This window comes from Aliivibrio finisterrensis (genome assembly GCF_008933155.1).
In the GTDB taxonomy this organism is placed as follows: Bacteria; Pseudomonadota; Gammaproteobacteria; order Enterobacterales; family Vibrionaceae; genus Aliivibrio; species Aliivibrio finisterrensis.
In genome coordinates this window covers 85,792-108,024 of sequence record NZ_WBVP01000004.1, presented here as the reverse complement: position 1 = coordinate 108,024, position 22,233 = coordinate 85,792, and the positions used below count along the sequence as shown (strand labels likewise).

Genomic DNA, 22,233 nt, shown 5'->3' with positions numbered 1-22,233 from the left:
TAATTATAGGTTGTCTGATGTTACGTATTTTGTGTTTATTAATTTGTATGATTACAGGGCCTGTTTTTGCTCAACAGCCAAACGATCTCTATCATACAGAAGTGAAATTAACAGGAGCAGAAAAAGCAGAAACTATTGCTAAACAAGATGGTTTAGTTAATGTTCTGATCAAAGTGTCAGGAAAAACTGATATTGCTCAAAATGAAGTAATAAAGAAAGCGCTAACGCAGAGTGATCGCTATGTAACACAAATGAGCTTTGTTGAATACGAGGACGCACCTCGTGCAATGAAGTTAGGCTATAACTCAAAGATGGTATTGAGCTTATTAACTCAAGCAGAGCAAAGTATTTGGGAAACATCGCGTAAATCAGTCTTGGTTTGGGTAGTTAATGAATATAATTATCAAAGAAGCATTATTTGGGAACAGTCAAACAACAGCCTAATTACGCGAATTAAAGATGCAGCCAATGAGAGAGGCCTACCTGTGATGTTCCCTGTTGGGGATTTTGACGATGTAACTTCAATCGAGCTCCCTGATTTATGGGGGAACTTTAAAAAACCGATTGCAGATGCGAGTGAGCGTTATAATCCACAAGCCATTTTGGTGGTAAAAGTACGTGGGAATAGCTCAACATGGACTTTATTTGATACGACGCCTCAAAATTTAGTTACTGCATCAAAAAAACCGATTGAAGGTCGTGTATCTGGCTCTGTTCAATTGGCTGATATGGTTAATGAAGTGAGTGATTATTTTGCTAAAACCTACACTAAAAACTTAGGGGCAGTGGCAAGTGATTCTGAAACGGTTTCTATTCAAGGCATTCACACAACACGTGCTTTTTTCAATATTGAGAAGCAATTAAAGCAAATGAATTCAGTGGCAAGTGTGCAAGTAAATACCATTCAAGGGGACAAAGTGACCTATACATTAAGCTTGATCGGGGATTACCAACAGTTTAATGATGAGTTTTTAAGTAAAAACGCTCGTATTTCACTTATTTCAGAAGTCCCTATTGTAAATGATGAGATTGAAAAGACGGTTATCACCGAAGGTGCTAGTCAGGACGTCGCGCAGGAGTCTGAGAAATCAGTAGCAAATAATGACGCTTTAGTTGAATTAGAAGAAGTAAAAGAAGCAACAGAAGCAAAATCTATTGTTCATGAGTATCAACTCAGCGCAAGTTAATACATTTAGACTATCGATAATTATAAATAAAAAAGGTGACTATATAATGTAGTCACCTTTTTCATATTTGTAAGCGCACTATTTCTCGTTATATTTGGCTTTTTCTATTTTTTCGACTTCAGACAGACGTTTGAGTTTTAACCCTAACTCCTTGCCTCGTAAGCGAGCATAATAAATATTACCAACAAAAGCACCAGAGGTAATGATAACTTCAATTAAAGCGAGATAACGCTCTCCCTCATCAAGCCAAAGAATGGTTAAACCATGCAAGAAGTAAAACATTAAAATAAAGTTTGCCCATGCATGAGTATAAGGTTTCCCTTGGATAATCCCTTTAAGCGGAAAAAGCATTGGTATTATCCACGCCACCATAATGCCATAAGGGTTTATCAGTGGATGAGGTGAAAGGGTACTGTGCCAAAGTGCAACAAAACCTAACAGTGCTAAATTACAAAATAGTGCAAGAAAACGATAGCGCTTTGTTTCTGCGCTCATTTCAACTGAATCCATGTTAGCTTCCTGCCTCCTACTATAAAATTTCTAGAACTTGCTCAGGCGGACGACCAATTTTTGCTTGATTGCCATGAACGACTATTGGGCGTTCAATCAATTTTGGTGTTTGTACCATTGCTTCAAAAAGTTGCTCGTCGCTTACCGAGCTATCTTCTAGGTTTTGTTCTTTATATTCAGTTTCTTTTATTCTCATCATGTCACGAACTGAAGTAAAGCCTAGCTGAGAAAACAAGGTTTTTAATGTTGCTACACTTGGTGTTTCGTCTAAATATTTTACAATTTCAGGGGTCACGCCTTGCGCTTCTACGAGTGCTAACGTTTCACGGCTTTTTGAGCAACGAGGGTTATGATAAATAACAACAGACATACTTTTTCCTTATTGATTATAAAGCGCTAAAACGCTCTCTTGATAGACGAAGCTGATCGATTCTTGCGTCGTATCTTGCTTGATCCAAACTTCCATACTCAACCAATTGACTTGCTTGAGTGTAATTACTTAATGCTTTATTCCACATTCCTTTAAGCGCGTAAACTTCAGCTCTTGCGGCTAATTCACCATCAGAGTTGCCATTATCATGATACGCTTTAGCTAATAGCTGCCACCCTGTGGGATCGTTTGGATTATCGTGGGTATAGCGTTGTAGTATTCGAACAGCTTCTGCTGGTTTATTCGATTCAGAGAGGGCGTGAGCATAATTAATAGTTAACACCGCATTATTTGGCAGTTGAACTAACCCATTTTTTAGACGTGTAATGGCTTGTTCATTCTTTTTTGTGTACAGATCTAAGTCTGTTGCTGCATCAATATAAAATGTATTAAGAGGGTCGTTCTTTAATAAGTTATCGATCAATGGCTGCGCTTTGTCGTATTGCTTTGAATCGATATAAACTAACGCTTTACCATAATTTAGAGCATTTTTTATATCGACATTATGAGTCTTTGATTTTCGAGAAAACCAATCAAGTGCGGCATTACTATCAATGTCTGCGAAACGGGCCACAATACGAGAACGAGCCAGATGGTAACGCAGAGAGGTATTGACTCTACGCATTGGATATTGCTGTGCTCTTTCTCGGCTGTCAGTAATACGAGATGTGGGCAATGGGTGAGTTAACAGCATAGGTGGTGGTGTACTTGCATAGCGGTATTGATCCGCTAAGCGAGAGAAAAAACGAGGCATAGCAGAGACATCAAACCCTGATTTTGCGAGCGTATCAATACCAAATCGGTCAGCTTCTTTTTCATTGCTGCGGGTGTAGTTAATAGAGCTTTGCATTGCGCCAGCGGTTGTCGCATGAATGGCGGCAATACCCGCTTCAGGTGCCGCAATCGCTAATAATAATGAACCAATCAATGCAGCCATTGTTGCAGGTGAACGTCTTGCTTGTTCTTCCATACTTCGAGCGAGATGGCGTTGAGTAATGTGTGCGATTTCGTGAGCAACGACTGAAGCCAATTCACTTTCTGATTGTGCGTATAAAAATAAACCAGAGTGCAGAGCAACATAACCACCAAAGAAAGCGAAGGCGTTAATGTCTCTGTTATTAATCAAAAAGAAATGGAATGGGGTTTTTACATCACTGGCGTTAGCCACAAGACGATGACCAAGATCTTGAACATATTCGGCTAAAACAGGATCATTAATCACAGGTTGGCTAGCTCTAAGCATACGCATGTAGGCATCACCGTAGATTAACTCTTGATCAATCGTTAGGGTTGAAGCTGCGGTTGTCCCAATATCAGGCAAGTCTAAATCGTTCTTTGCCATTGCAGAGAAAGGACTTGTTAGTAATGAAGTGATCAGTAAACAACTGGCCAGTTTTTTTAGTTTAAACATGTCGTATTTACAAATCCTTTTTATAGCACTCAGTTAGGTTTATTAAAGAGATAATAACTCAATATACAGCGAATAAGAGCACCAAAACTTAAATTGGTTTCTTTTTTGTAGAAATTATGTGATTTATACTTATTCAAATCCATCATATCTATAGAGGTGAAGAATGGAAGCCCGAACCTTAGATTTATCACAACAACGTTGCCCAGTGTCGTTACTGTTAGCCAAGCGAGCAGCGCAAAGCTTAGATAAAAATGAAAAATTAGAGATCAAAGTCGTCGACAAAACATCGTTAGCCGATATCATGAAGTATTTTGAGCTCAATGCATTTGCGATTAACGTAGAGCATGAAGCGTCATTCGCATTTTTAACCGTCACTAGGAAGTAGAATATAATATGTTAGATATGGTAACAAAGTGGTATAAGCGCCGCTTTTCAGATCCACACGCGGTGAGCTTAGTTGCGATTCTTATTGTCGGCTTTATTACTATTTATTTCTTTGGTCATCTTATTGCCCCTCTGTTAGTTGCCATCGTATTAGCGTTTTTACTTGAATGGCCAGTAGTAAAATTGACTCGATTAGGTGTCCCAAGAACATTTTCGGTCATTTTAGTGATAATTCTATTTATCAGTTTGATGTTGATGGCTGCTTTTGGCCTTGTACCGACCATTTGGACTCAAGTTGGGAACTTAATTAATGATCTTCCTTCGATGTTTAATGGTTTGCATAACTTCTTATCTAGCTTACCTGAGCGATACCCAGAGTTCATTCAGCCTCAATCGATTGAAACCTTATTAGATACCATTCGTGACAAGGTCTTAGGGATGGGAGAGAGTTTAGTTAAAGGCTCATTATCTTCGCTAGTTAGCCTTGCTGCATTAGGTGTGTATTTGATTCTTGTGCCTCTACTCGTGTTCTTTTTGCTTAAAGATAAAGAGGAGATGGTAGCAACAATGAGTCATATCCTGCCTCAAAACCGTCGTTTAGCGACTAAAGTATGGGTAGAGATGAATGAACAGATAAGCAATTACATTCGCGGTAAAGTGGTTGAAATCATTATTGTTGGAGGCGTGAGTTACATAATGTTCTTTATTATGGATCTTCGATATGCATTGTTATTAGCTGTGATGGTTGGTTTTTCTGTATTGATTCCATACATTGGCGCAGCAGCGGTAACGGTACCAATTGCGATTGTTGCTTTGTTTCAATGGGGCTTAACGCCAGATTTTTATTGGTTGGTATTCTCTTATGCGATTATTCAAGCGCTAGATGGTAATGTATTAGTGCCTGTTCTGTTCTCTGAAGCGGTCAACCTACACCCGGTTGCCATTATAGTGTCGGTATTGGTTTTTGGCGGTTTATGGGGATTCTGGGGCGTGTTCTTCGCTATTCCTCTTGCAACATTAGTGAAAGCAGTATGGAAAGCATTACCTGCAACAGACGAGACATTTAATAAACCGGTGTAAGATTAGCTGGTTTTTAAAAATAAAAAGGCGATGCTATCTTACGAGCATCGCCTTTTTTAATGACTAAGTGATTATTTTTTTGGTTACTTATTATTTAAATAGTCCAATACCACTTCATGGTGTGTTTTGGTTTTGAATTTGTTAAACACGTGTTCAATAACACCTTCTTCATTAATTAGAAAGCTAATACGGTGCAGACCATCGTATACTTTCCCCATGAATTTTTTCTCGCCCCACACACCGAATGCGTCTGCTGCTGCATGGTCTTCATCTGATAATAAGGTGAAGTTTAAGCCGTCACGCTCAATGAATTTACCTAGGCGTTTCACAGGATCAATACTGACACCCAGTGTTACGACGTTATGGGCATCTAACTCCGCTTTAATGTCACGAAGACCTTGAGCTTGAACGGTACATCCTGGCGTCATTGCTTTTGGGTAGAAATAAAATAGAACTTTCTTTCCTTTTAAATCAGCAAGAGAAATAGACTCTCCATTCTGATCAATAAGTGATACGTCTGGTGCAGGTGAGCCTGCGGCTAGTGGCGTGATCATGCTATTTCCTTTTAACTGTTTTTTTAATTGGTTTTATAAAAATTTATTTTTCCGCTGACGCCTAATGACTCACACAGTGCATTAAATTGCTCTTGAATTTCAATGATGTGACATTCTTGAAAGATTTCAGCGGTAATTTGAATTTGAAACGTGTTTTGGTTTTCGCCCTTTTTAAGCGTTTGAGCACTAAGCGTTTTTAAATCAATATCGCGATTGGCTAAGAAGTCAGTGAATTTTTCGGTTAATCCAGGGCGATCTTCTGATTCGACAAAGGCATCAATAGTATAAAAAATATCTTTCTCTTGATGAGGTGATGTTCGCTTCATCATGGTGATTAAATCGTGCTGTTGCCCAAGTAAAGGTAAGGTATTTTCAATACGAGAAATCGCATTTGCAGTACCAGAGAGCAGCATGATAAGCGTAAATTCATTACCAAACGACGCTATACGGCTATCAACAATATTGCAGCTTGATTCAGTGACAAGACGAGTCACCTTATTAGAGATACCCGGTCTGTCTGTACCAACCGCGGTAATTACAAGGTACTGAGGCATAAAAAACTCGTTATTGAAAAAGATACCCTAATACTAACACGCAAGTGATTGTGTGATAAGCAAGCAATAGTCGACAATCGTCAAAAAAAAGACTCTACAACAGAGGCTCTTATGTAATATCCTTGAGTATATTGATTGAATTATTCTGCTCATAGCATAGAAGATGAAAACCATAGGGTGTTTACCGTGGTCAAGGACGATGACTCTTTGCTGTGAAATTAATGAATAACAGAATTAATTCGCACACTCAGGCTAAGAAAAAAGGGAGAAGGATATGTTCTCAGGTAGCATTGTCGCATTAGTTACACCATTAGATACCGATGGTGAAGTAGATTACAACAGCTTAAAAAACCTAGTAGATTATCATATTAATGCCGGTACTAATGGTATTGTTGCTGTTGGTACAACCGGTGAATCCGCGACATTAAGTGTAGAAGAGCATGTCAAACTAGTGATGAAAACACTAGAATTTGCTGATGGACGAATTCCTGTTATTGCTGGCACTGGTGCTAATGCCACTCATGAAGCGGTAACATTTAGTAAGCTTTTCCACGACTCCGGTGTTGCAGGCTGTCTCAGTGTGACGCCTTACTATAATAAGCCAACCCAAGAAGGTTTATTCCAACATTATAAAGCGATCTCTGAAGCAACAGATATCCCTCAAATTCTTTATAATGTACCTGGTCGTACTGCGGTAGATTTATTACCTGAAACTGTGGCTCGTTTGTCAGAGTTTGACAACATTGTGGCACTAAAAGATGCAACCGGTGATTTAGAGAGAGTTGCACTTACTCGTGAACTTTGTGGCGAAAAGTTTATCCAAATTAGTGGTGATGATGCAACAGCGCTTGATTTTGTTAAGTTAGGCGGTCACGGTGTTATTTCGGTAACGTCAAATGTTGCAGCAAAAGAGATGGCAACCATGTTCGCATTAGCGGCTCAAGGTAAATTTGAAGAAGCGGAAGTGATTAACCAACGCTTAATGCCACTACATAAAGATTTATTCGTTGAAGCAAACCCAATTCCAGTGAAATGGGCAGCGCATCGTTTAGGTATGATTACTCACTCAGATATTCGTTTACCATTGACGGAACTAAGCTCATCATTACAGCCTGTGGTTGAACAAGCCTTAATTAGTGCTGGTGTGCTGAAGTAATAGGATTAAAAATGAAAGTGAAGACTCGCTTTGTTGTTGGATCATTGATGATTGCTGTGCTATCAGCGTGTTCAAGCAGTCCAACAGAGCGTCGCCAAGCCAAACAAGATTTTAAATACTTGGATACTCCACCATTAGAAGAGTGGAAGCAGCCTGCAGAGGCAAGACCTGAGTTCTACCCTCAGTATGATATTCCAAAAAATGAGTACAGTGGTGGAATTGGGAAAGACGTGGATATTCGTCCACCTCAGCAAGTGCTTGAATTGATCCCTGGTGCTCGTATTGAAGAGCAAAAGGGTGAAGTGACCGTATGGCTTGTGAAAGAAGAAGGCGTCGATAAACTATGGCAAACGGTATTAACGCTAATTGAAAAACGTGATGTTGGTATTGTTTCGCAAAGTGACGATAAGATAGAAACAGATTGGCTTACATGGAGTTCAGAAGATGAAGACCATGAGTTTGGTGCGCGCTACAATATTGAAAAATTGAGTGAAAATAATCGCTCAGGCTTTCAAATTACGTTAATTGATTGGCAAGTTGATGGTAAGCAAACTGAAGTAACTCAAGCGAATAAAGCACGTTACAACATTTTGATGACTAATTTAGTGACGTCAGCTTATGATGAACAACTGCGTGAAGAAGCCCGCATACGTGCTGAAGAATTAGTTAAGCGTATTCCAATATCTATGGGCCAAGACAGAAGTGGCTTGCCGGTTATTATTGCTCGTGCGCCGTATAATATCTTCTGGGAGCGCCTGGGTGAGCTATTGCCTATGATGGGATTAACCATTGAAGACAGAAACCGCTCTCAAGGTACGATTGAAGTGAAATACAAAGAGCCTGATGATGAGTTCTGGGAAGAAATTGGTACAAAACCACTTTCTTTTAAAAGCAAGAAATATAATCTATTACTCGGTGACTTAGGTAACCGTACCTCTATTAACGTGACGGATGCAGCAGGTAAACCTGTTAATGAAGCGACATTAGATTCTGTGGTTCCTGTGCTTGCCGCTATGATTGAAAAATCAAATAAGATGCCGAAAGAAGAAAAACCTGAAGAGTAAAATCACAGGTTAATGTATCAGCAAAAGGCGCTCATTTTACTGAGCGTCTTTTTTTTCATCTTCTGTCTTATTCTGAATGGTTGTTTCTTGCTCTGATTTTCCCTCTTTTTCTTGAGGAGTGGCTGTTTTTTTTGTGTGCTTAAATTTCATATTTGCCGTTGCTTTTAAAGCAGCAAGATTACCAATGACCACACTTAAAACAATCACGATGATAACCCAAGGGTTCATTAACCATTCCATATTTAATCCTTACTAATATTAGTAACGTAGCGTACAAATAGTGTATCAATATGTTTAATGATAGTGTCTTTTCCGGCTAAGTCGACGCCTTCCCATACTTGCAACAGAATATCGGGCGTTAACATTGCCATTAATTCTGCCCCTTTTTCTTTATGGCTAATATGCCAAGGTTCGACAGCTACGCCTTTCCTATCTGCGTTATAAGGGAAAAAGAACCCATGTTGTGAGGCATTCTCTTGTAACCACTCACTAAATTGAGTTTGGTGACCGGTATTGTATTCCCAGGGCTCAAGTTGAAGATTGATACCTTCTGGAAGCGTATTTTCAGCATAGACATCAAGGTCGGTTCCCCAGTGGTGACGGCTAGAGCCGGGAAGGGCAGACCAACGCATAATGGCGTGAACTTTCTCTATATCACTCATGCTGCTGGTATCTAGTGGTAGTCCATCATTGCCAGAAATAGGGCGAATACCATTAAATTTATTATTCCAAATCATAAGTTGACGTTCAAAATCACGAAAGCTACTGGCAATAGTCAGAGCAAATCCTGCGTCCTGCGCTGCTTTTTCTAATGATTTAAATGAAGAGACACAATCATGATGAAGTTGACGATAAGGGGTAACAAAAGAAAGGTGTTGGCTTGATAAGCCTGTCAGTTCTTGATAAGTCATAAAGTACCAATGCTATGATGAGAGGATCTTCCTCCCATCATAGCGCTAATCGATGATTACGCGAGTAGATTATTTAAGACTTCTTGATACATATCAGTCAGTTTTTCTAAATCATCAACTTTTACGCACTCATTTACCTTATGGATAGTGGCATTAACCGGACCAAGTTCAATAACCTGAGATCCCATTTGTGCAATGAAACGACCATCAGATGTGCCACCAGTGGTTAATAGTTGAGGTTTTTGCTGATTAACCGTATCAACAGCATTGACAACGGCAGTGAGTAGGTCGCCAGTATCGGTTAAGAATGGCAGGCCATTGATAATCCAATTTAAGTCATACTCTACATCGTGTTTATTCAATGTATCAATAACACGTTGCTGTAAGCTTTCAACGGTGGATTCTGTGCTGAATCGAAAGTTAAACATGACTTCAACATCCCCAGGGATCACATTAGATGCTCCTGTACCGCCATTCATATTTGGAATTTGAAAACTGGTTGGGGGAAAGTAATCATTACCTTTATCCCACTCAGTCATGACTAATTCAGTTAATGCAGGCATTGCTTGATGAATCGGGTTTCGAGCGATGTGAGGGTAAGCAACGTGTCCCTGAATACCTTTTACGGTTAAGTTGCCAGTAAGAGAGCCACGACGGCCATTTTTAACCACATCACCCACATAATCAGTGCTGGATGGCTCACCCACAATACACATATCAATAATTTCATTACGCTCTTGTAGTGTATCTACTACACGAGTGGTTCCATTAATGAATGGGCCTTCTTCATCGGATGTGATTAAAAAAGAAATTGACCCTTTATGATCAGGATGTTCAGCAACAAAACGCTCAACGGCAACAACCATACAAGCCAGTGAGCCCTTCATGTCTGCTGCTCCACGAGCGTACAACATGCCATCAATAATGGTTGGTTCAAATGGGTTGGTATTCCAATGATCTAGTGATCCGGTTGGTACGACATCGGTATGGCCTGCAAAAGTAAACAGTGGTGCTTCTGTGCCACGACGAGCCCAAAAATTGGTCGTGTCCTCAAAAACCATGATTTCAATGCTAAAACCAAGTGCTTCTAAGCGTTTAATCATTAATTCTTGGCAGCCGGCATCTTCAGGGGTGACGGATTGGCGACTCAATAGATCTTTAGCAAGCGCTAGTGTTGGGGTATCTGACATTATGTATTCCTTTACTTCATTCTAAACGGTCACTGTAATAATACAGTAAATTAAACGTTAAACAGGGTTTCGTATTGAGCGGGTTTAAAACCTAAATGGAATTCATTATTATGAATAAGAACAGGGCGTTTGATCATTGCTGGCATTTCTAGCAATAATTCAATTGCGGCTTCTTCATTAAGGGATGCTTTTTGCTCGTCACTCAACTGGCGGTAAGTCGTGCCTCGTTTGTTTACCACGTTTTCCCATCCTAATTGTTGAACAAACGTAGTAACCATTTCTTTATCAATGCCATCAGAACGGTAATCGTGATAAGTAAAGGTGATTTCGTTGGCGTCTAACCATTTTTTGCACTTCTTAATGGTATCGCAGTTTTTAATTCCGTAAATTGTAGTCATGACTTTCTTCATTATGTTATTAATTACGGTCTATTTATAACGAGATTTGAGCAAATACGCCAGAGCTGTGCGTTATTTAGTATTCTATTGATTATAATTTGAAGTGACTCGTCTTTTTCTTTGCCATAATTTTGCTCTTTGTTGAGAAAATATACAAATTTTAATCAATATCAAAAATGGAATGAATGATGGAAAAGCGGCGGCAAGAAGTGGTGATGCGATAGATTGTGGTGGTACTGTTAAAGGGGGAGGGACCGTTAACATTGGGTGATTATTTATATTCATAGCAAGATGGTTATGAAAACTAATTACAAAAAATGCACTTATATGTATTTTTTAATCAAAATATAGGATTATTTTCGTAATTAGTTGATCAATCTCAACACCCTTAATATTGAATGATTAATAATTGGTCTTATTAAATCAGGAGGTATCAATGGAGTTGAATCCAGTGTTTGCCAGACGCTTATATTTAGCGTTATTGGTACATAATTTAGAAAGGCCGAATGTGCCTAAGCTTGTTGAGCTAACCGGTTGGCCTCGTCGTACGATTCAAGATGTATTGAAAGCCCTGCCTGGTATTGGTATAGAGTTAATGTTTATTCAAGATGGTCGACGTCACAACGACGGATATTATCGCCTTTCAGATTGGGGGCCGTATGATCCTGACTGGGTGTGTTCGCGCGAAGATGAAATCGCATCAACCTTATATCATTAGTCTGCTATTTTTAGGCTTACTAAAGAGTGAATAAAACGCCAACATTATTGTTGGCGTTTTTGTTTGCGTAAGATTTTGTTTTGGTATTATTATTTACTACGATGGTATAAGCATTATGGACAAATATAAGCAGAACCAAGCATAGTCACTGATGTGTTAAATGCCATTGGATCTTGAAGTACAATAGTATTTGCGTTTAATGCTTGAGCTTCATTTTTAATATCATTAACTGCTGCGATCATAAGATCTTTGTTTGATATAAAAAAGAACGTGTACCAATGGCCTTCGCTTCCTGTCACCGTTCCCACTTCAGTACATTTTTGATCTTGAATAATGCTGTCATTATAATACAGAGTAATGGCTTCAGACTTTGTATCTATTGGTTGTGTTGTGATAGCACAGCCACTGAGTAAAGTCAGGCTTAAAAGAACAGAAAGAAATAATTTCATATTAAGAATCCAAGTAGAGTAGAGTTGCCGCTACTCGTGATTTTACATTCAACTTTTTCAATAAACTTTTCATGTGTACCTTTACGGTAGCCTCAGAAATAAACAGTTTATCGGCCACTTGCTTATTACGCATACCTTTAGCGACATTTTGTAAGATCTCAAGCTCACGAGCGGTTAAACTTTCCAGTTTATCATCACCGTTAGTTTCTTGTTCTAAGCACGCTTTTACTTGCTCTGAATAAGCCTTTCCACCTTTCATTGCTTCTTTTAATAAAGCAATTAATTCATCTGGTTCACTGTCTTTTAATAGGTAACCGTCGGCACCGGCCTTCACTAAAGTTTTAATGTCTTGTTTATTATCAGATACCGTTAAGATAACAATAGGGCAAGTTACGCCTTCGTTACGTAGCGCATGGAGGGTATCTAAACCAGACATCCCTTTCATATTGAGATCTAATAATACTAAGTCAGGCTCATCTTTAGAGATTAGTGCAACTGCATCTGTACCGTTACTGGCTTCACCTGTGAGTGTAAATTCTTCATCAAATGAAAGTAATTGCCCAATACCACGACGCATTAACGGATGATCATCAACGATAACAACATTCCACATAGTTTGTACCTCTATTATTTATTGGTTAAGTGGAAACGTTACGTTCACTGTACAACCGTGTTCTAGTTCGGAGTTTATGGATAGGTGGCCGCGAACACAGTGTGCTCGTTCTTGCATTATCCTTAATCCATAATGATTAATTTTTTCTTCTGCAGGATTAAATCCTACGCCGTCGTCTTCAATGTTAATATAGCCTTGCTCACCTTCTTGAAAACAAGTAATGATAATATTATCAGCTTTTGAGTGTTTGATGGCATTTAATGTTGCTTCTCTAATTAATTGCAATAAATGAACGTGCTGTTGTGCATTTATGGGCAAAGAAGGAAGCTCATTATTCAAATGAATTCGTATCTTTGTTTGTGAAGCTAATGTGGTGGTAATTTCTTGTAATGCCTCACCAAAGTGCGCTTTATTAATGGTTAGTCTAAAGGTATTAAGTAGTTCTCTTAATTGAGTATAGGCACTTTTAAGACCTTCATCTAATTCAGTCAGTGTTGTATTGGTACTTTGGCAATTACACTTGGCCAATTGTCGCTTTAATAACGTAGTTTGTATTTTTAAGTATGAGAGTGATTGAGCAAGTGAATCATGTAACTCTCTAGCAATCGCTGATCGTTCTTCTAAGAGAATTAATTGGTGAGTTTGTTTTTGAGCTTGATTATAAAATACGCCACGCGCAAGAATATTGGCAATATTTGTGATTAATTTTTGATCTGGGCAAGGCAAAGTAAATTGCCACATTAAATAGCCGAGTTGTTCTCCATCAATACTGAGTTCTTGCAAACTCCAAGGTGAGTTATTTGACTCACCACTGGTTATTTCCCAATCCCCACCAGATTCTTCTTCTACAACTAACCTGGCACTTATGATGCCTTCAATATTTACAAAAGTATCTAGAATATTTTTAAACGCTTGTTCATCTAATTGAGACGCAGAAAGCTGTTGAGAGCATTGATAGAGAGTGGTGAGCGAGCGGTTCGCTTGGCTTAGCTTTTTTGTTTTATCTTCAACTCGGCTTTCAAGCTCTCTGTAACTGAGATCAATTTGTTTTGCCATATGGTTAAACGAATCGCTTAATTGTCCTAATTCATTATCACTTTTTAGAACAACGTGAACCGAATAATTCCCTTTTGTCATGGCTTTACTTGCTGCAACGAGGTGATGTAATGGGCTTACAATTTTGCGTTGAGTAAAAAATATAATGAAAATACTTAAAGAGACAATTAAAGATAAACCTAAAAAACCAATAAGAGAAAGTAGTTGTAATTTACGTTCTGAAAATTCCTGCAGCCGGAACACAAAATGGTCAATCTCATCAACAAAAATCGAGACTTTATTTAAGTAAATCTGCTTATTGTCACTGAGTAGTGAGGGCTGTAAAGAATGCCATTGCAAAAGAATACCTTGATAAGAAAGTTCGATATCGTCTGGTACAAACCATTGCTCTAGTGCTTTAAAAGAGGGCGATTTTATCGATTGTGAGAGCTTGCTGAGGTGTTCAATAAGCTCAGGGGAGTTTGTTTCAATATCATAAGCCAAACGATAACTTTGCATACGCAATGAGCCTGCAATATTAACGGCTTCGGCATCTTTTAAGCTAGAAGATAAGGTTATCAACGCCAAGCTAGTTGTAACTACTGAGATTAATACAATCAGTAACATCACTTGCGCAATGGTTTTTGTTAATATTGAGGTTTTATTATGTTTCATTTTTGTTTTGTGTGGCCTGCGTTTGGCTTAAGGATAATAGATTCTATTTTGTTGTTTTATTTGTTTTAAAAGTTGATCTAGGACAAGAGTGCCCCTTGTTTAACCATTATGGGGTATATCAATAAATATGACAAAATTTAAAATCCATTATATAAAAATGTTAATGAAATCCTGGAATTATGAATAGATGAGTCGAAATAATATAATTGATCACTCTAAGCGAGGTATTTTTCGCCACTTATCCACAAAAAAAACAGAGAGTCCATTAACACAACAACGCTTACCTTGGGTTAAGAATGAGGTTGACTTCGTATCTCAATGTACTCGTTGTGAAAAATGTATTACGGCTTGTGAAGAGCAAATAATTGTTAAAGGTGATGGTGGTTTTCCTATTGTGGATTTTACCAAGGGAGAATGCACCTTTTGTGAAGCTTGTGCAAATCAATGCCCAGAACATTTATTTGATTTACGCATTACTCCTGCTTTCACTCATCAAATATCTATAAATAAAAAGTGTCTGGCAAAACAGTCGGTAGAGTGTCGTAGTTGTAGTGATATGTGTGAGACACAAGCGATTCGTTTTCAACTGGTATTGGGTAGTGTCGCTCAACCTCAAATTAATTTTGATGCTTGTAATGGATGTGGTGGCTGTGTAGCGACTTGCCCGACATCGGCGATAAGTATGACTCTGGAAAATAAAAAAATATGTTAGAAAATTTACCTGAAAATGAAGTTCATATTTCAAGTTTAGTAGTTCATGTTCGCCCTGAATTATTAGCAGTGACAAAAGAAAAAATATTAGCGTTACCGAACACTGAAATCCACGGCGAAAGTAAAGAGGGCAAAGTTATTGTTGTTCTCGAAACAGAAAACCAAGGATATATCACCGATTCAATCGATAAAATAAATGACTTCGAAGGGATACTAAATGTCGCTTTAGTTTTCCACCAAATCGAGCACTTTGATTCGCAATGTGAGGATGAATCATGAAAATGACAAGACGTGCGTTTGTTAAAGCAAACGCCGCAGCATCAGCTGCAGCCGTAGCAGGTATTACTTTACCTGCTTCAGCAACTAATTTAATCGTTAGTTCTGATCAGACAAAAATTAAATGGGATAAAGCGCCTTGTCGTTTTTGTGGTACTGGTTGCTCTGTACTTGTGGGTACCCAAAATGGTCGAGTTGTTGCGACTCAAGGTGATCCTGAAGCGCCAGTAAATAAAGGTCTTAACTGTATCAAGGGTTATTTCCTATCTAAAATCATGTATGGTAAAGATCGCCTACAAACGCCAATGCTGCGTATGACTGATGGTCAATACGATAAGAACGGTGATTTTGCCCCTGTTTCTTGGGGTGTCGCGTTTGATACGATGGCTGAAAAATGGAAGGCGGCACTGAAGAAACATGGACCAACCGGTGTTGGCATGTTTGGTTCGGGTCAGTGGACTGTAATGGAAGGGTACGCTGCCGTTAAATTGATGAAAGCGGGTTTCCGTTCAAATAACATCGATCCAAATGCACGTCACTGTATGGCTTCCGCGGTAGGTGCGTTTATGCGTACGTTCGGTATCGATGAACCTATGGGGTGCTATGATGACTTTGAACACGCAGACTCTTTTATTCTGTGGGGCTCAAACATGGCAGAAATGCACCCTGTATTATGGACTCGTATTTCAGATCGTCGTTTAAGTAATCCACACGTTAAAGTCAACGTGTTATCTACTTATTACCACCGTTCATTTGAATTAGCAGATAAAGGATATATTTTCGAACCTCAATCTGACCTTGCAATTGCTAACTTCATTGCTAACTACATTATTCAAAACGATGCGGTAAACTGGGACTTCGTAAATAAACATACGAACTTCAAGCAAGCAACGACTGATATCGGTTATGGTCTTCGTGATACTGACCCGTTACAAATGAAAGCGGAAAACCCCAACTCTGGAGCGATGAGCTCAATTAGTTTTGAGGAATATAAAGCGTCGGTTGCACCATATACAGCAGAAAAAGCCTCTGAAATGTCAGGTGTATCAGAAGACGATCTGATCACTCTCGCTAAGCAGTATGCGGATCCAAAAACAAAAGTAATGTCTTTATGGACAATGGGTATGAACCAACACACTCGTGGTGTTTGGATGAACAGCCTTGTTTATAACATTCACTTGTTAACGGGTAAAATATCAACGCCGGGTAATAGCCCATTCTCATTGACTGGTCAACCTTCAGCATGTGGTACCGCTCGTGAAGTAGGTACATTCTCACATCGTCTACCTGCAGACATGGTTGTTGCTAATCCTAAGCACCGTGCAATTTCAGAAAAAATCTGGAAACTACCTGAAGGTACATTGAACGGCAAACCTGGTGCACACGCCGTTGTTCAAGACCGCATGCTTAAAGACGGCAAGATTAACGCTTATTGGGTAATGTGTAATAACAACATGCAAGCGGGTCCAAACATTAACACTGAACGTTTACCTGGTTACCGTAATCCAGAAAACTTCATCGTATGTTCAGACCCATACCCAACAGCAACAGCTCAAGCATCGGATCTAATTCTTCCAACAGCAATGTGGGTAGAAAAAGAAGGTGCTTACGGCAATGCAGAGCGTCGTACTCAAGCTTGGTATCAACAAGTACAAGCGAAAGGCGAAGCTAAATCTGATTTATGGCAAATCATGGAATTCTCAAAACGCTTCACAGTAGAAGAAGTGTGGGGCGAAGAGCTATTAGCAAAAGCGCCTGAATACCGTGGGAAGACCATGTATGACATATTATTTAAAAATGGCCAAGTTGATAAATTCCCACTGTCAGAAGCTCAAGAGCTTAATGATGACGCAAAAGATCAAGGCTTCTATGTTCAAAAAGGACTGTTTGAAGAGTATGCCGAGTTTGGTCGTGGACATGGTCACGATTTAGCACCATACGATACATACCATAACGTCCGAGGTTTACGTTGGCCTGTGGTTGGTGGTAAAGAAACATTATGGCGTTACAAAGAAGGCTCAGATCCATACGCTAAGAAAGGGTCGGATTGGGACTTCTACGGTAAGCCTGATGGTAAAGCATTGATTATCTCTGCACCGTATGAAGCGCCACCAGAGGTTCCTGGTGATGAATTTGATATGTGGTTATGTACCGGTCGTGTTCTTGAGCATTGGCATACAGGTACTATGACGCGTCGTGTTCCTGAGCTGTATAAAGCCGTTCCTGATGCACTTTGTTATATTCACCCTGCGGATGCGAAGAAACGTAACCTGCGCCGTGGTGATGAAGTGTTAATTTCTAACAAACGTGGAGAAGTACGTGTTCGTGTTGAAACTCGTGGTCGTAACCGTCCGCCTGAAGGATTAGTATTTGTTCCATTCTTTGATGCTCGCATCTTAATTAACAAATTGATTTTGGATGCAACGGATCCTCTGTCTAAACAGACAGATTATAAGAAGTGTCCAGTTAAGATCACTAAAATTGCTTAATTAATAATAGATAGGTTACTGGCCAAGATGTGAGTAACCTATTTCAAAGAGTTTGCCTTAAGGCGGAGAAATTAGAATGAAAAAATTCATTATAGCGCTTATGTCAGCAGGACTTTTGTTTGCTGGTGCAGTACAAGCAGAAACCGAACAATCTGCAGAATTGAATAATCCAGGAGGCATTGGTGGTGTTGAATCATTACGTGGTGCATCGGAATTAGAAACAACCCGTCCAGCGGATGATTTTAAACGTTTTCCACGTGATCACGCATTAGACAGTGATTACGTATACCAACCACCATTAGTACCTCATACTATTCGTAACTATGAAGTGTCATTAAACGCAAATAAGTGTTTATCATGTCATAGCTGGAAAAACGCAAAAGAAATGGGTGCGACAAAGATCAGTGTAACTCACTACGTGAACCGTGAAGATGCTGTACTTTCAGATGTATCACCTCGTCGTTACTTCTGTCTACAATGTCACGTCCCTCAAGCTGATGCTAAGCCGTTAGTTGAGAATGAATTTGAACGTGTGGACTCATTGCGCTAGTTGATAGCCAATACCGTTAAGAGAGGCTATAGATGAAATTTTTAAAAGCATTTTGGAAGCGTTTTTCATCACCAAGTAAAGCAGCGGTAGGTGTTGTCCTATTTATGGGCTTTATCGGTGGTTTGCTTTTCTGGGGCGCATTTAATACGGGTATGGAAGCAACCAACACAGAAGAATTCTGTTCTGGCTGTCATGCTCCAATCGTTAAAGAAATCCAAGAAACGATTCACTACTCTAACCGTTCGGGCGTACGTGCTATCTGTTCAGATTGTCACGTTCCTCATAATTGGACAGATAAAATTGTACGTAAAGTTCAAGCATCTAAAGAGTTATATGCGCACTTTATTGCTAAAACTATTGATACAGAAGAGAAATTTAAAGAGCGTCGTGCGCATTTAGCTGAACGTGAATGGCATCGAATGAAAGAGAATAATTCTCAAGAATGTCGTAATTGTCATGAATTCGACTTTATGGATTTCTCTGAGCAAGGTCCGCGTAGTGCGAAACAACATTCAACGGCATTAGCATCAGGTGAAAAAACCTGTGTAGATTGCCATAAAGGTATTGCACATAAGCTGCCTGATATGTCTGGCATTGAAGGTTGGTAAGGAGATAGCATGAGTACATTAGAGTCTGTTATTTGGCATACGTTGGGTTACATCGCAATGCCGAGCATTATTCTTGGTGGTTTTGCTGCGGTTGCAGTGCTATCAATTTGGATACTGTCATTAAAAGCAGATAAAGAATAAATAATTTAGTTTAATCTAAGTTGATAACAAAAAGAGATGGGTATTTATAACGCATCTCTTTTTTTGTATCTGCATGTTTTAACAAGCTAGGATGGTCAGTTATTTACAGCGATTGATATTACATACCTAAAAAAGTGTAGTAAATAAAGGCAGCCCAGCTTACCGCAAGTAAAATCCAAGGTAAGTTTTTGCTTGATTCTTTATTAATGTGATCTTGTTGCGCTTGGTTATCTTCTGCATCAGAATGATTGAGGTTATTCTGCTTTTGACGCTGCGTCTTTTTCTTCAGTTTGTCTGCTTCTCGTGATTTTTCTTTTTGCTGTTTCTTGTAAAGTGCAATGCCTTTTTCGATACCTTGTGCAATCAATTTAGTTTGTTCTTTTGTTTGTGCTGGTTTTTGTGTAGCTTTAGCAATGGCCATTGCTTCTTGTTGAGATTCTATTGATATCTGTGCTTTATTGTTATTTTTCATACGGGCACTCTTAATTCTTCATATTTGATTTTATCTTTATACATCATTGAAATGTAAACGATACAAAGTGTGACGGCAATATAGATTTTGAATTTAAAGGTGTATCTAGCTCAAAGTTTTTATTTTATTCAATCGTTATTTTTAATCATTTCAGTAATCTGGATAAGTCTACTGAGAAGATTGTTAGTTAATTCTTTCGTCTGTTTAATCTTCAAAGGTAGATAAATGCTGTACTCGTTTGATGCATACGACCAACATGGATGGTTAAAGCCACCTATTTGGCTATGGTTTGGTTGGGCTATTTTAATTCGCTCCGTTGTCGTTTTTGTTATGGCCGGTGCTAGTCGTGAGCAAGGTACTGATTTATTAGCCTTATTTTACCCAAGTCATGCGCATTTATATACTAGTTTGTGTTTGAGCTTACCCACTGTATTTTATATGTGGCTAAGTAGTTTTAAAAAGCCCACACGCCCTTTTATGCTGACTCTTTGGAAGCAAGGACGTTGGCTAACCATTATGATGGTTTTGATCGATCTCATGATGTTAATTCAATCGGTTATTGTTAATCGAGGAGAGTTTCAACCAGGAAGTGCAATGATTATCTTACTTCTTAGTTGGTTTCTTATATTTTTATGTCGCAGTAAACGAGTAAAAATATGCTTTAGTCTGACTTAATGAGAGGGGGGAAGACAATGGATTTATCAACAGGTGCATTATTATTTAGTGCGTTATTAAGCCCGCTAGCAATGGCGGATTGGCAGTTAGATTTAGGATTAGAGATTAATCGTCCTAACTTGCAACACATTACTCATTCATCAGCGTCGTTAGTGATGGGTGAAGAGACATTAGTGTTTAATTCATTCGATAAGAAATCTCAGGTACAAGCTTGGGCGGAGTTAAAAAACATTGATGCTGAGAATGTTGAAATTGCTTTTCGAGTAACAGAGGAGGAAGGGGAAGGGGAAGTAAGAACATTATGTGCACCAACCATTATCACCAAGTTGAATAATTTAGAATCTTACATGGTGTCTGATTCATCAGCGAATGAAACCGTAAAGCTTTCAGTGGAAGTTATTTCTTCATAAACTCTTATCTTTTATCAAACAATCTTATGTTTTATTGCATATAATGAGCTCAGTTAATTCAAAATAGAAAGGAACTGAGTTCATGTCTTACACTCCTCAAACGGCATTACTGCCAGAACCAGATCGATTTGCATTATACGTTACCTTAAATATCAAAAGTAACCCTCAGCTTGTTTTAGAGCAGCTACAGAGACTTCCTGCATTAATTGTCGAATTAAATGATGATCAGCCAGACGCTAACTTAAGCAGTGCAGTTTCTTTTGGTGCTGATTTTTGGACCACATTGTCTGCACCTATGCCGCCAGAATTGGCAAACTTTAAGCAATTAGGTAAAGGTGACATCATTGCACCAGCGACACATGGTGATGTGCTAATTCATATTCATTCAAATCGCCATGACTTACATTTTTATATCTTACGTAAGTTAATGAATGTGATTTCTGAGCACGTTGAGATTAAAGAAGAAGTATCAGGCTACCGCTTTTTAGATTCGCGCGATATGACAGATTTCGTTGATGGAACAGAAAATCCTAAGAATGAAGCGCGCGCTGAAGTTGCATTAATTGCTGATGGTGAATTTGCTGGCGGCAGTTACATGATGTGCCAACGCTTTGTTCACAAACTACCTGCGTGGAACCGTTTGTCCGTTTCAGCTCAAGAAAAAGTGATTGGTCGTACTAAACCTGATTCAATAGAGCTAGAAGACGTTCCAGCTGCTTCACACGTAGGCCGTGTTGATATTAAAGAAGATGCTAAAGGGGTTAAGATCCTACGCCACAGCTTGCCGTATGGCTCAGTTTCTGGTGACCATGGTTTACTGTTTATTGCTTATTGTCACTCTGTACATAATTTCCAGGTGATGTTGGATAGCATGTATGGTGAAATCGATGGAAAAACGGATCAATTATTGCGTTTTACAGATGCGGTAACAGGCGGTTATTTCTTTGCTCCATCACAAGAAATGTTTGCTGAACTGACGGTTAAATAGAGACAAAAAGGCCGCTGTTTTCTTTGAGATAACAGCGGCCTTTTTATTGTCTTTAATTAACTAGTTTATCTTTAAATATTACTTAGTTACTTTAAGAACTGGAGATTCACCAACAGTAACAGCACCAGAAAGCTTAGTAAGCTCTTTGATTTCGTCCATGTTAGAGATTACAACTGGAGTAAGCGTTGATTTAGCGTGCTCTTCTAGGTACGCAAGATCGAATTCGATTACTGTGTCGCCAGCTTTAACTTCTTGGCCTTCTTCAGCGATACGAGTAAAGCCTTGACCTTTAAGTTCAACGGTATCGATACCAAAGTGAACGAAAAGCTCGATGCCGTCGTTAGATTCGATAGAGAAAGCGTGGTTAGTTTCAAAGATTTTGCCGATTGTACCGTTTACTGGAGCAACCATTTTGTTGCCAGCAGGTTTGATAGCAATACCGTCACCAACGATTTTTTCAGCGAACACTACGTCTGGCACATCTTCGATGTTTACAATTTCACCAGAAAGAGGTGCGATGATGTCGATTGCACCAGCGGCAGTGCTTTCAGAAGAAAATGCGCTTTTAATTTTGTCAAACAGACCCATTGTGTA

At 39.0% G+C, this 22,233-nt stretch carries 29 protein-coding genes; 15 read left to right on the top strand and 14 right to left on the bottom strand.

The window, feature by feature from the left end:
- The first annotated feature begins 17 nt into the window (after positions 1 to 17).
- A complete protein-coding gene (locus F8B77_RS05060; RefSeq protein WP_151654296.1) occupies positions 18 to 1,187 on the top strand; it encodes a DUF2066 domain-containing protein in 1,170 nt (389 codons plus the stop codon).
- 78 nt (positions 1,188 to 1,265) lie between these two features.
- Here the strand turns inward: F8B77_RS05060 and F8B77_RS05055 are convergent, their stop codons facing one another.
- The 3 genes from F8B77_RS05055 to bepA are packed head-to-tail and all read right to left on the bottom strand — an operon-like array spanning position 1,266 to position 3,538.
- Complete coding sequence (locus F8B77_RS05055; protein WP_151654294.1) at positions 1,266 to 1,697, bottom strand: DUF2069 domain-containing protein; 432 nt, start codon at positions 1,695 to 1,697, stop codon at positions 1,266 to 1,268.
- Between the two features lie 19 nt (positions 1,698 to 1,716).
- Positions 1,717 to 2,067 carry an arsenate reductase (glutaredoxin) gene (gene arsC, locus F8B77_RS05050; RefSeq protein ID WP_151654292.1) on the bottom strand — a complete coding sequence of 117 codons (351 nt, stop codon included), beginning with the start codon at positions 2,065 to 2,067 and terminating at the stop codon, positions 1,717 to 1,719.
- A gap of 16 nt (positions 2,068 to 2,083) precedes the next feature.
- Positions 2,084 to 3,538: a beta-barrel assembly-enhancing protease gene (gene bepA / locus F8B77_RS05045; protein ID WP_151654290.1), complete on the bottom strand. Its 1,455-nt coding sequence runs from the start codon at positions 3,536 to 3,538 to the stop codon at positions 2,084 to 2,086.
- 163 nt (positions 3,539 to 3,701) lie between these two features.
- On the opposite strand from bepA, the gene F8B77_RS05040 reads away from it, so the two are divergent.
- Together F8B77_RS05040 and F8B77_RS05035 are read left to right on the top strand one after the other, a co-directional pair.
- Positions 3,702 to 3,923: a sulfurtransferase TusA family protein gene (locus F8B77_RS05040; protein ID WP_151654288.1), complete on the top strand. Its 222-nt coding sequence runs from the start codon at positions 3,702 to 3,704 to the stop codon at positions 3,921 to 3,923.
- A gap of 8 nt (positions 3,924 to 3,931) precedes the next feature.
- Positions 3,932 to 5,002: an AI-2E family transporter gene (locus tag F8B77_RS05035; RefSeq protein WP_151654285.1), complete on the top strand. Its 1,071-nt coding sequence runs from the start codon at positions 3,932 to 3,934 to the stop codon at positions 5,000 to 5,002.
- An 83-nt stretch (positions 5,003 to 5,085) separates the two neighbouring features.
- Here the strand turns inward: F8B77_RS05035 and bcp are convergent, their stop codons facing one another.
- Together bcp and F8B77_RS05025 are read right to left on the bottom strand one after the other, a co-directional pair.
- Entirely contained in the window at positions 5,086 to 5,553 is a 468-nt protein-coding gene (gene bcp / locus F8B77_RS05030) for a thioredoxin-dependent thiol peroxidase (RefSeq protein ID WP_167512771.1), read from the bottom strand.
- 26 nt (positions 5,554 to 5,579) lie between these two features.
- Positions 5,580 to 6,110, bottom strand: coding sequence for a glycine cleavage system transcriptional repressor (locus F8B77_RS05025; RefSeq protein ID WP_151654281.1), 531 nt, complete (start codon positions 6,108 to 6,110; stop codon positions 5,580 to 5,582).
- Positions 6,111 to 6,384: 274 nt separating this feature from the next.
- Between F8B77_RS05025 and dapA the strand changes: the two genes are divergently transcribed.
- Together dapA and bamC are read left to right on the top strand one after the other, a co-directional pair.
- Entirely contained in the window at positions 6,385 to 7,266 is an 882-nt protein-coding gene (gene dapA, locus F8B77_RS05020) for a 4-hydroxy-tetrahydrodipicolinate synthase (RefSeq protein WP_151654279.1), read from the top strand.
- A gap of 11 nt (positions 7,267 to 7,277) precedes the next feature.
- Positions 7,278 to 8,330: an outer membrane protein assembly factor BamC gene (bamC, locus tag F8B77_RS05015; RefSeq protein ID WP_151654277.1), complete on the top strand. Its 1,053-nt coding sequence runs from the start codon at positions 7,278 to 7,280 to the stop codon at positions 8,328 to 8,330.
- Between the two features lie 36 nt (positions 8,331 to 8,366).
- Here the strand turns inward: bamC and F8B77_RS05010 are convergent, their stop codons facing one another.
- The 4 genes from F8B77_RS05010 to F8B77_RS04995 are packed head-to-tail and all read right to left on the bottom strand — an operon-like array spanning position 8,367 to position 10,829.
- Positions 8,367 to 8,570: a DUF2897 family protein gene (locus F8B77_RS05010; protein ID WP_151654275.1), complete on the bottom strand. Its 204-nt coding sequence runs from the start codon at positions 8,568 to 8,570 to the stop codon at positions 8,367 to 8,369.
- Positions 8,571 to 8,572: 2 nt separating this feature from the next.
- The gene (locus F8B77_RS05005) at positions 8,573 to 9,241 is read right to left on the bottom strand and encodes a M15 family metallopeptidase (RefSeq protein WP_151654273.1); all 669 of its coding nucleotides are present in this window, start codon (positions 9,239 to 9,241) and stop codon (positions 8,573 to 8,575) included.
- Positions 9,242 to 9,297: 56 nt separating this feature from the next.
- A complete protein-coding gene (gene dapE / locus F8B77_RS05000; RefSeq protein WP_151654271.1) occupies positions 9,298 to 10,431 on the bottom strand; it encodes a succinyl-diaminopimelate desuccinylase in 1,134 nt (377 codons plus the stop codon).
- 50 nt (positions 10,432 to 10,481) lie between these two features.
- A complete protein-coding gene (locus tag F8B77_RS04995) occupies positions 10,482 to 10,829 on the bottom strand; it encodes an ArsC family reductase (protein WP_167512765.1) in 348 nt (115 codons plus the stop codon).
- A 436-nt stretch (positions 10,830 to 11,265) separates the two neighbouring features.
- Between F8B77_RS04995 and F8B77_RS04990 the strand changes: the two genes are divergently transcribed.
- Positions 11,266 to 11,547, top strand: coding sequence for a winged helix-turn-helix domain-containing protein (locus F8B77_RS04990; protein WP_130044082.1), 282 nt, complete (start codon positions 11,266 to 11,268; stop codon positions 11,545 to 11,547).
- A 113-nt stretch (positions 11,548 to 11,660) separates the two neighbouring features.
- On the opposite strand, the gene F8B77_RS04985 is transcribed toward F8B77_RS04990, so the two are convergent.
- From F8B77_RS04985 to narQ, 3 genes are read right to left on the bottom strand one after another with little or no spacing between them, the layout of a single operon-like run.
- Positions 11,661 to 11,996, bottom strand: a complete 336-nt coding sequence (locus tag F8B77_RS04985) for a DUF4156 domain-containing protein (protein WP_151654266.1) — start codon at positions 11,994 to 11,996, stop codon at positions 11,661 to 11,663.
- Position 11,997: 1 nt separating this feature from the next.
- Positions 11,998 to 12,609, bottom strand: a complete 612-nt coding sequence (locus F8B77_RS04980; protein WP_130047672.1) for a response regulator — start codon at positions 12,607 to 12,609, stop codon at positions 11,998 to 12,000.
- 18 nt (positions 12,610 to 12,627) lie between these two features.
- Entirely contained in the window at positions 12,628 to 14,319 is a 1,692-nt protein-coding gene (gene narQ / locus F8B77_RS04975) for a nitrate/nitrite two-component system sensor histidine kinase NarQ (RefSeq protein WP_151654264.1), read from the bottom strand.
- 187 nt (positions 14,320 to 14,506) lie between these two features.
- On the opposite strand from narQ, the gene napF reads away from it, so the two are divergent.
- The 6 genes from napF to F8B77_RS04945 all read left to right on the top strand — a co-directional run bounded on the left by napF (position 14,507) and on the right by F8B77_RS04945 (position 19,094).
- A complete protein-coding gene (gene napF / locus F8B77_RS04970; RefSeq protein ID WP_151654262.1) occupies positions 14,507 to 15,031 on the top strand; it encodes a ferredoxin-type protein NapF in 525 nt (174 codons plus the stop codon).
- Entirely contained in the window at positions 15,025 to 15,309 is a 285-nt protein-coding gene (locus F8B77_RS04965) for a chaperone NapD (protein ID WP_151654260.1), read from the top strand. Before napF ends, F8B77_RS04965 begins: the two co-directional genes overlap by 7 nt.
- Positions 15,306 to 17,795, top strand: coding sequence for a periplasmic nitrate reductase subunit alpha (gene napA / locus F8B77_RS04960; protein ID WP_151654258.1), 2,490 nt, complete (start codon positions 15,306 to 15,308; stop codon positions 17,793 to 17,795). Before F8B77_RS04965 ends, napA begins: the two co-directional genes overlap by 4 nt.
- Positions 17,796 to 17,871: 76 nt before the next feature.
- Entirely contained in the window at positions 17,872 to 18,345 is a 474-nt protein-coding gene (locus tag F8B77_RS04955; protein ID WP_130047668.1) for a nitrate reductase cytochrome c-type subunit, read from the top strand.
- 32 nt (positions 18,346 to 18,377) lie between these two features.
- Entirely contained in the window at positions 18,378 to 18,953 is a 576-nt protein-coding gene (locus F8B77_RS04950; protein ID WP_069593673.1) for a NapC/NirT family cytochrome c, read from the top strand.
- Between the two features lie 9 nt (positions 18,954 to 18,962).
- Entirely contained in the window at positions 18,963 to 19,094 is a 132-nt protein-coding gene (locus F8B77_RS04945) for a TIGR02808 family protein (RefSeq protein WP_069593672.1), read from the top strand.
- A gap of 118 nt (positions 19,095 to 19,212) precedes the next feature.
- Here the strand turns inward: F8B77_RS04945 and F8B77_RS04940 are convergent, their stop codons facing one another.
- Positions 19,213 to 19,566, bottom strand: a complete 354-nt coding sequence (locus F8B77_RS04940; protein ID WP_151654256.1) for a DUF2956 domain-containing protein — start codon at positions 19,564 to 19,566, stop codon at positions 19,213 to 19,215.
- A 225-nt stretch (positions 19,567 to 19,791) separates the two neighbouring features.
- Here F8B77_RS04940 and F8B77_RS04935 point away from each other — a divergent pair, with 225 nt between their 5' ends.
- From F8B77_RS04935 to F8B77_RS04925, 3 genes are all read left to right on the top strand, one after another.
- A complete protein-coding gene (locus F8B77_RS04935; protein WP_151654254.1) occupies positions 19,792 to 20,241 on the top strand; it encodes a DUF2919 domain-containing protein in 450 nt (149 codons plus the stop codon).
- A 17-nt stretch (positions 20,242 to 20,258) separates the two neighbouring features.
- Positions 20,259 to 20,651: a hypothetical protein gene (locus F8B77_RS04930; RefSeq protein WP_151654252.1), complete on the top strand. Its 393-nt coding sequence runs from the start codon at positions 20,259 to 20,261 to the stop codon at positions 20,649 to 20,651.
- Positions 20,652 to 20,733: 82 nt separating this feature from the next.
- Positions 20,734 to 21,639 carry a Dyp-type peroxidase gene (locus F8B77_RS04925; protein ID WP_151654250.1) on the top strand — a complete coding sequence of 302 codons (906 nt, stop codon included), beginning with the start codon at positions 20,734 to 20,736 and terminating at the stop codon, positions 21,637 to 21,639.
- Between the two features lie 78 nt (positions 21,640 to 21,717).
- Here the strand turns inward: F8B77_RS04925 and crr are convergent, their stop codons facing one another.
- Positions 21,718 to 22,227, bottom strand: coding sequence for a PTS glucose transporter subunit IIA (gene crr / locus F8B77_RS04920; protein ID WP_130044093.1), 510 nt, complete (start codon positions 22,225 to 22,227; stop codon positions 21,718 to 21,720).
- Between the last annotated feature and the right edge of the window lie 6 nt (positions 22,228 to 22,233).

Coding starts and splice junctions, on each gene's coding strand:
- F8B77_RS05060 (WP_151654296.1), top strand. CDS start 18: ATGTTACGTATTTTGTGTTTATTAATTTGTATGATTACAGGGCCTGTT.
- F8B77_RS05055 (WP_151654294.1), bottom strand. CDS start 1,697: ATGGATTCAGTTGAAATGAGCGCAGAAACAAAGCGCTATCGTTTTCTT.
- arsC (WP_151654292.1), bottom strand. CDS start 2,067: ATGTCTGTTGTTATTTATCATAACCCTCGTTGCTCAAAAAGCCGTGAA.
- bepA (WP_151654290.1), bottom strand. CDS start 3,538: ATGTTTAAACTAAAAAAACTGGCCAGTTGTTTACTGATCACTTCATTA.
- F8B77_RS05040 (WP_151654288.1), top strand. CDS start 3,702: ATGGAAGCCCGAACCTTAGATTTATCACAACAACGTTGCCCAGTGTCG.
- F8B77_RS05035 (WP_151654285.1), top strand. CDS start 3,932: ATGTTAGATATGGTAACAAAGTGGTATAAGCGCCGCTTTTCAGATCCA.
- F8B77_RS05025 (WP_151654281.1), bottom strand. CDS start 6,110: ATGCCTCAGTACCTTGTAATTACCGCGGTTGGTACAGACAGACCGGGT.
- dapA (WP_151654279.1), top strand. CDS start 6,385: ATGTTCTCAGGTAGCATTGTCGCATTAGTTACACCATTAGATACCGAT.
- bamC (WP_151654277.1), top strand. CDS start 7,278: ATGAAAGTGAAGACTCGCTTTGTTGTTGGATCATTGATGATTGCTGTG.
- F8B77_RS05010 (WP_151654275.1), bottom strand. CDS start 8,570: ATGGAATGGTTAATGAACCCTTGGGTTATCATCGTGATTGTTTTAAGT.
- F8B77_RS05005 (WP_151654273.1), bottom strand. CDS start 9,241: ATGACTTATCAAGAACTGACAGGCTTATCAAGCCAACACCTTTCTTTT.
- dapE (WP_151654271.1), bottom strand. CDS start 10,431: ATGTCAGATACCCCAACACTAGCGCTTGCTAAAGATCTATTGAGTCGC.
- F8B77_RS04995 (WP_167512765.1), bottom strand. CDS start 10,829: ATGACTACAATTTACGGAATTAAAAACTGCGATACCATTAAGAAGTGC.
- F8B77_RS04990 (WP_130044082.1), top strand. CDS start 11,266: ATGGAGTTGAATCCAGTGTTTGCCAGACGCTTATATTTAGCGTTATTG.
- F8B77_RS04985 (WP_151654266.1), bottom strand. CDS start 11,996: ATGAAATTATTTCTTTCTGTTCTTTTAAGCCTGACTTTACTCAGTGGC.
- F8B77_RS04980 (WP_130047672.1), bottom strand. CDS start 12,609: ATGTGGAATGTTGTTATCGTTGATGATCATCCGTTAATGCGTCGTGGT.
- narQ (WP_151654264.1), bottom strand. CDS start 14,319: ATGAAACATAATAAAACCTCAATATTAACAAAAACCATTGCGCAAGTG.
- napF (WP_151654262.1), top strand. CDS start 14,507: ATGAGTCGAAATAATATAATTGATCACTCTAAGCGAGGTATTTTTCGC.
- F8B77_RS04965 (WP_151654260.1), top strand. CDS start 15,025: ATGTTAGAAAATTTACCTGAAAATGAAGTTCATATTTCAAGTTTAGTA.
- napA (WP_151654258.1), top strand. CDS start 15,306: ATGAAAATGACAAGACGTGCGTTTGTTAAAGCAAACGCCGCAGCATCA.
- F8B77_RS04955 (WP_130047668.1), top strand. CDS start 17,872: ATGAAAAAATTCATTATAGCGCTTATGTCAGCAGGACTTTTGTTTGCT.
- F8B77_RS04950 (WP_069593673.1), top strand. CDS start 18,378: ATGAAATTTTTAAAAGCATTTTGGAAGCGTTTTTCATCACCAAGTAAA.
- F8B77_RS04945 (WP_069593672.1), top strand. CDS start 18,963: ATGAGTACATTAGAGTCTGTTATTTGGCATACGTTGGGTTACATCGCA.
- F8B77_RS04940 (WP_151654256.1), bottom strand. CDS start 19,566: ATGAAAAATAACAATAAAGCACAGATATCAATAGAATCTCAACAAGAA.
- F8B77_RS04935 (WP_151654254.1), top strand. CDS start 19,792: ATGCTGTACTCGTTTGATGCATACGACCAACATGGATGGTTAAAGCCA.
- F8B77_RS04930 (WP_151654252.1), top strand. CDS start 20,259: ATGGATTTATCAACAGGTGCATTATTATTTAGTGCGTTATTAAGCCCG.
- F8B77_RS04925 (WP_151654250.1), top strand. CDS start 20,734: ATGTCTTACACTCCTCAAACGGCATTACTGCCAGAACCAGATCGATTT.
- crr (WP_130044093.1), bottom strand. CDS start 22,227: ATGGGTCTGTTTGACAAAATTAAAAGCGCATTTTCTTCTGAAAGCACT.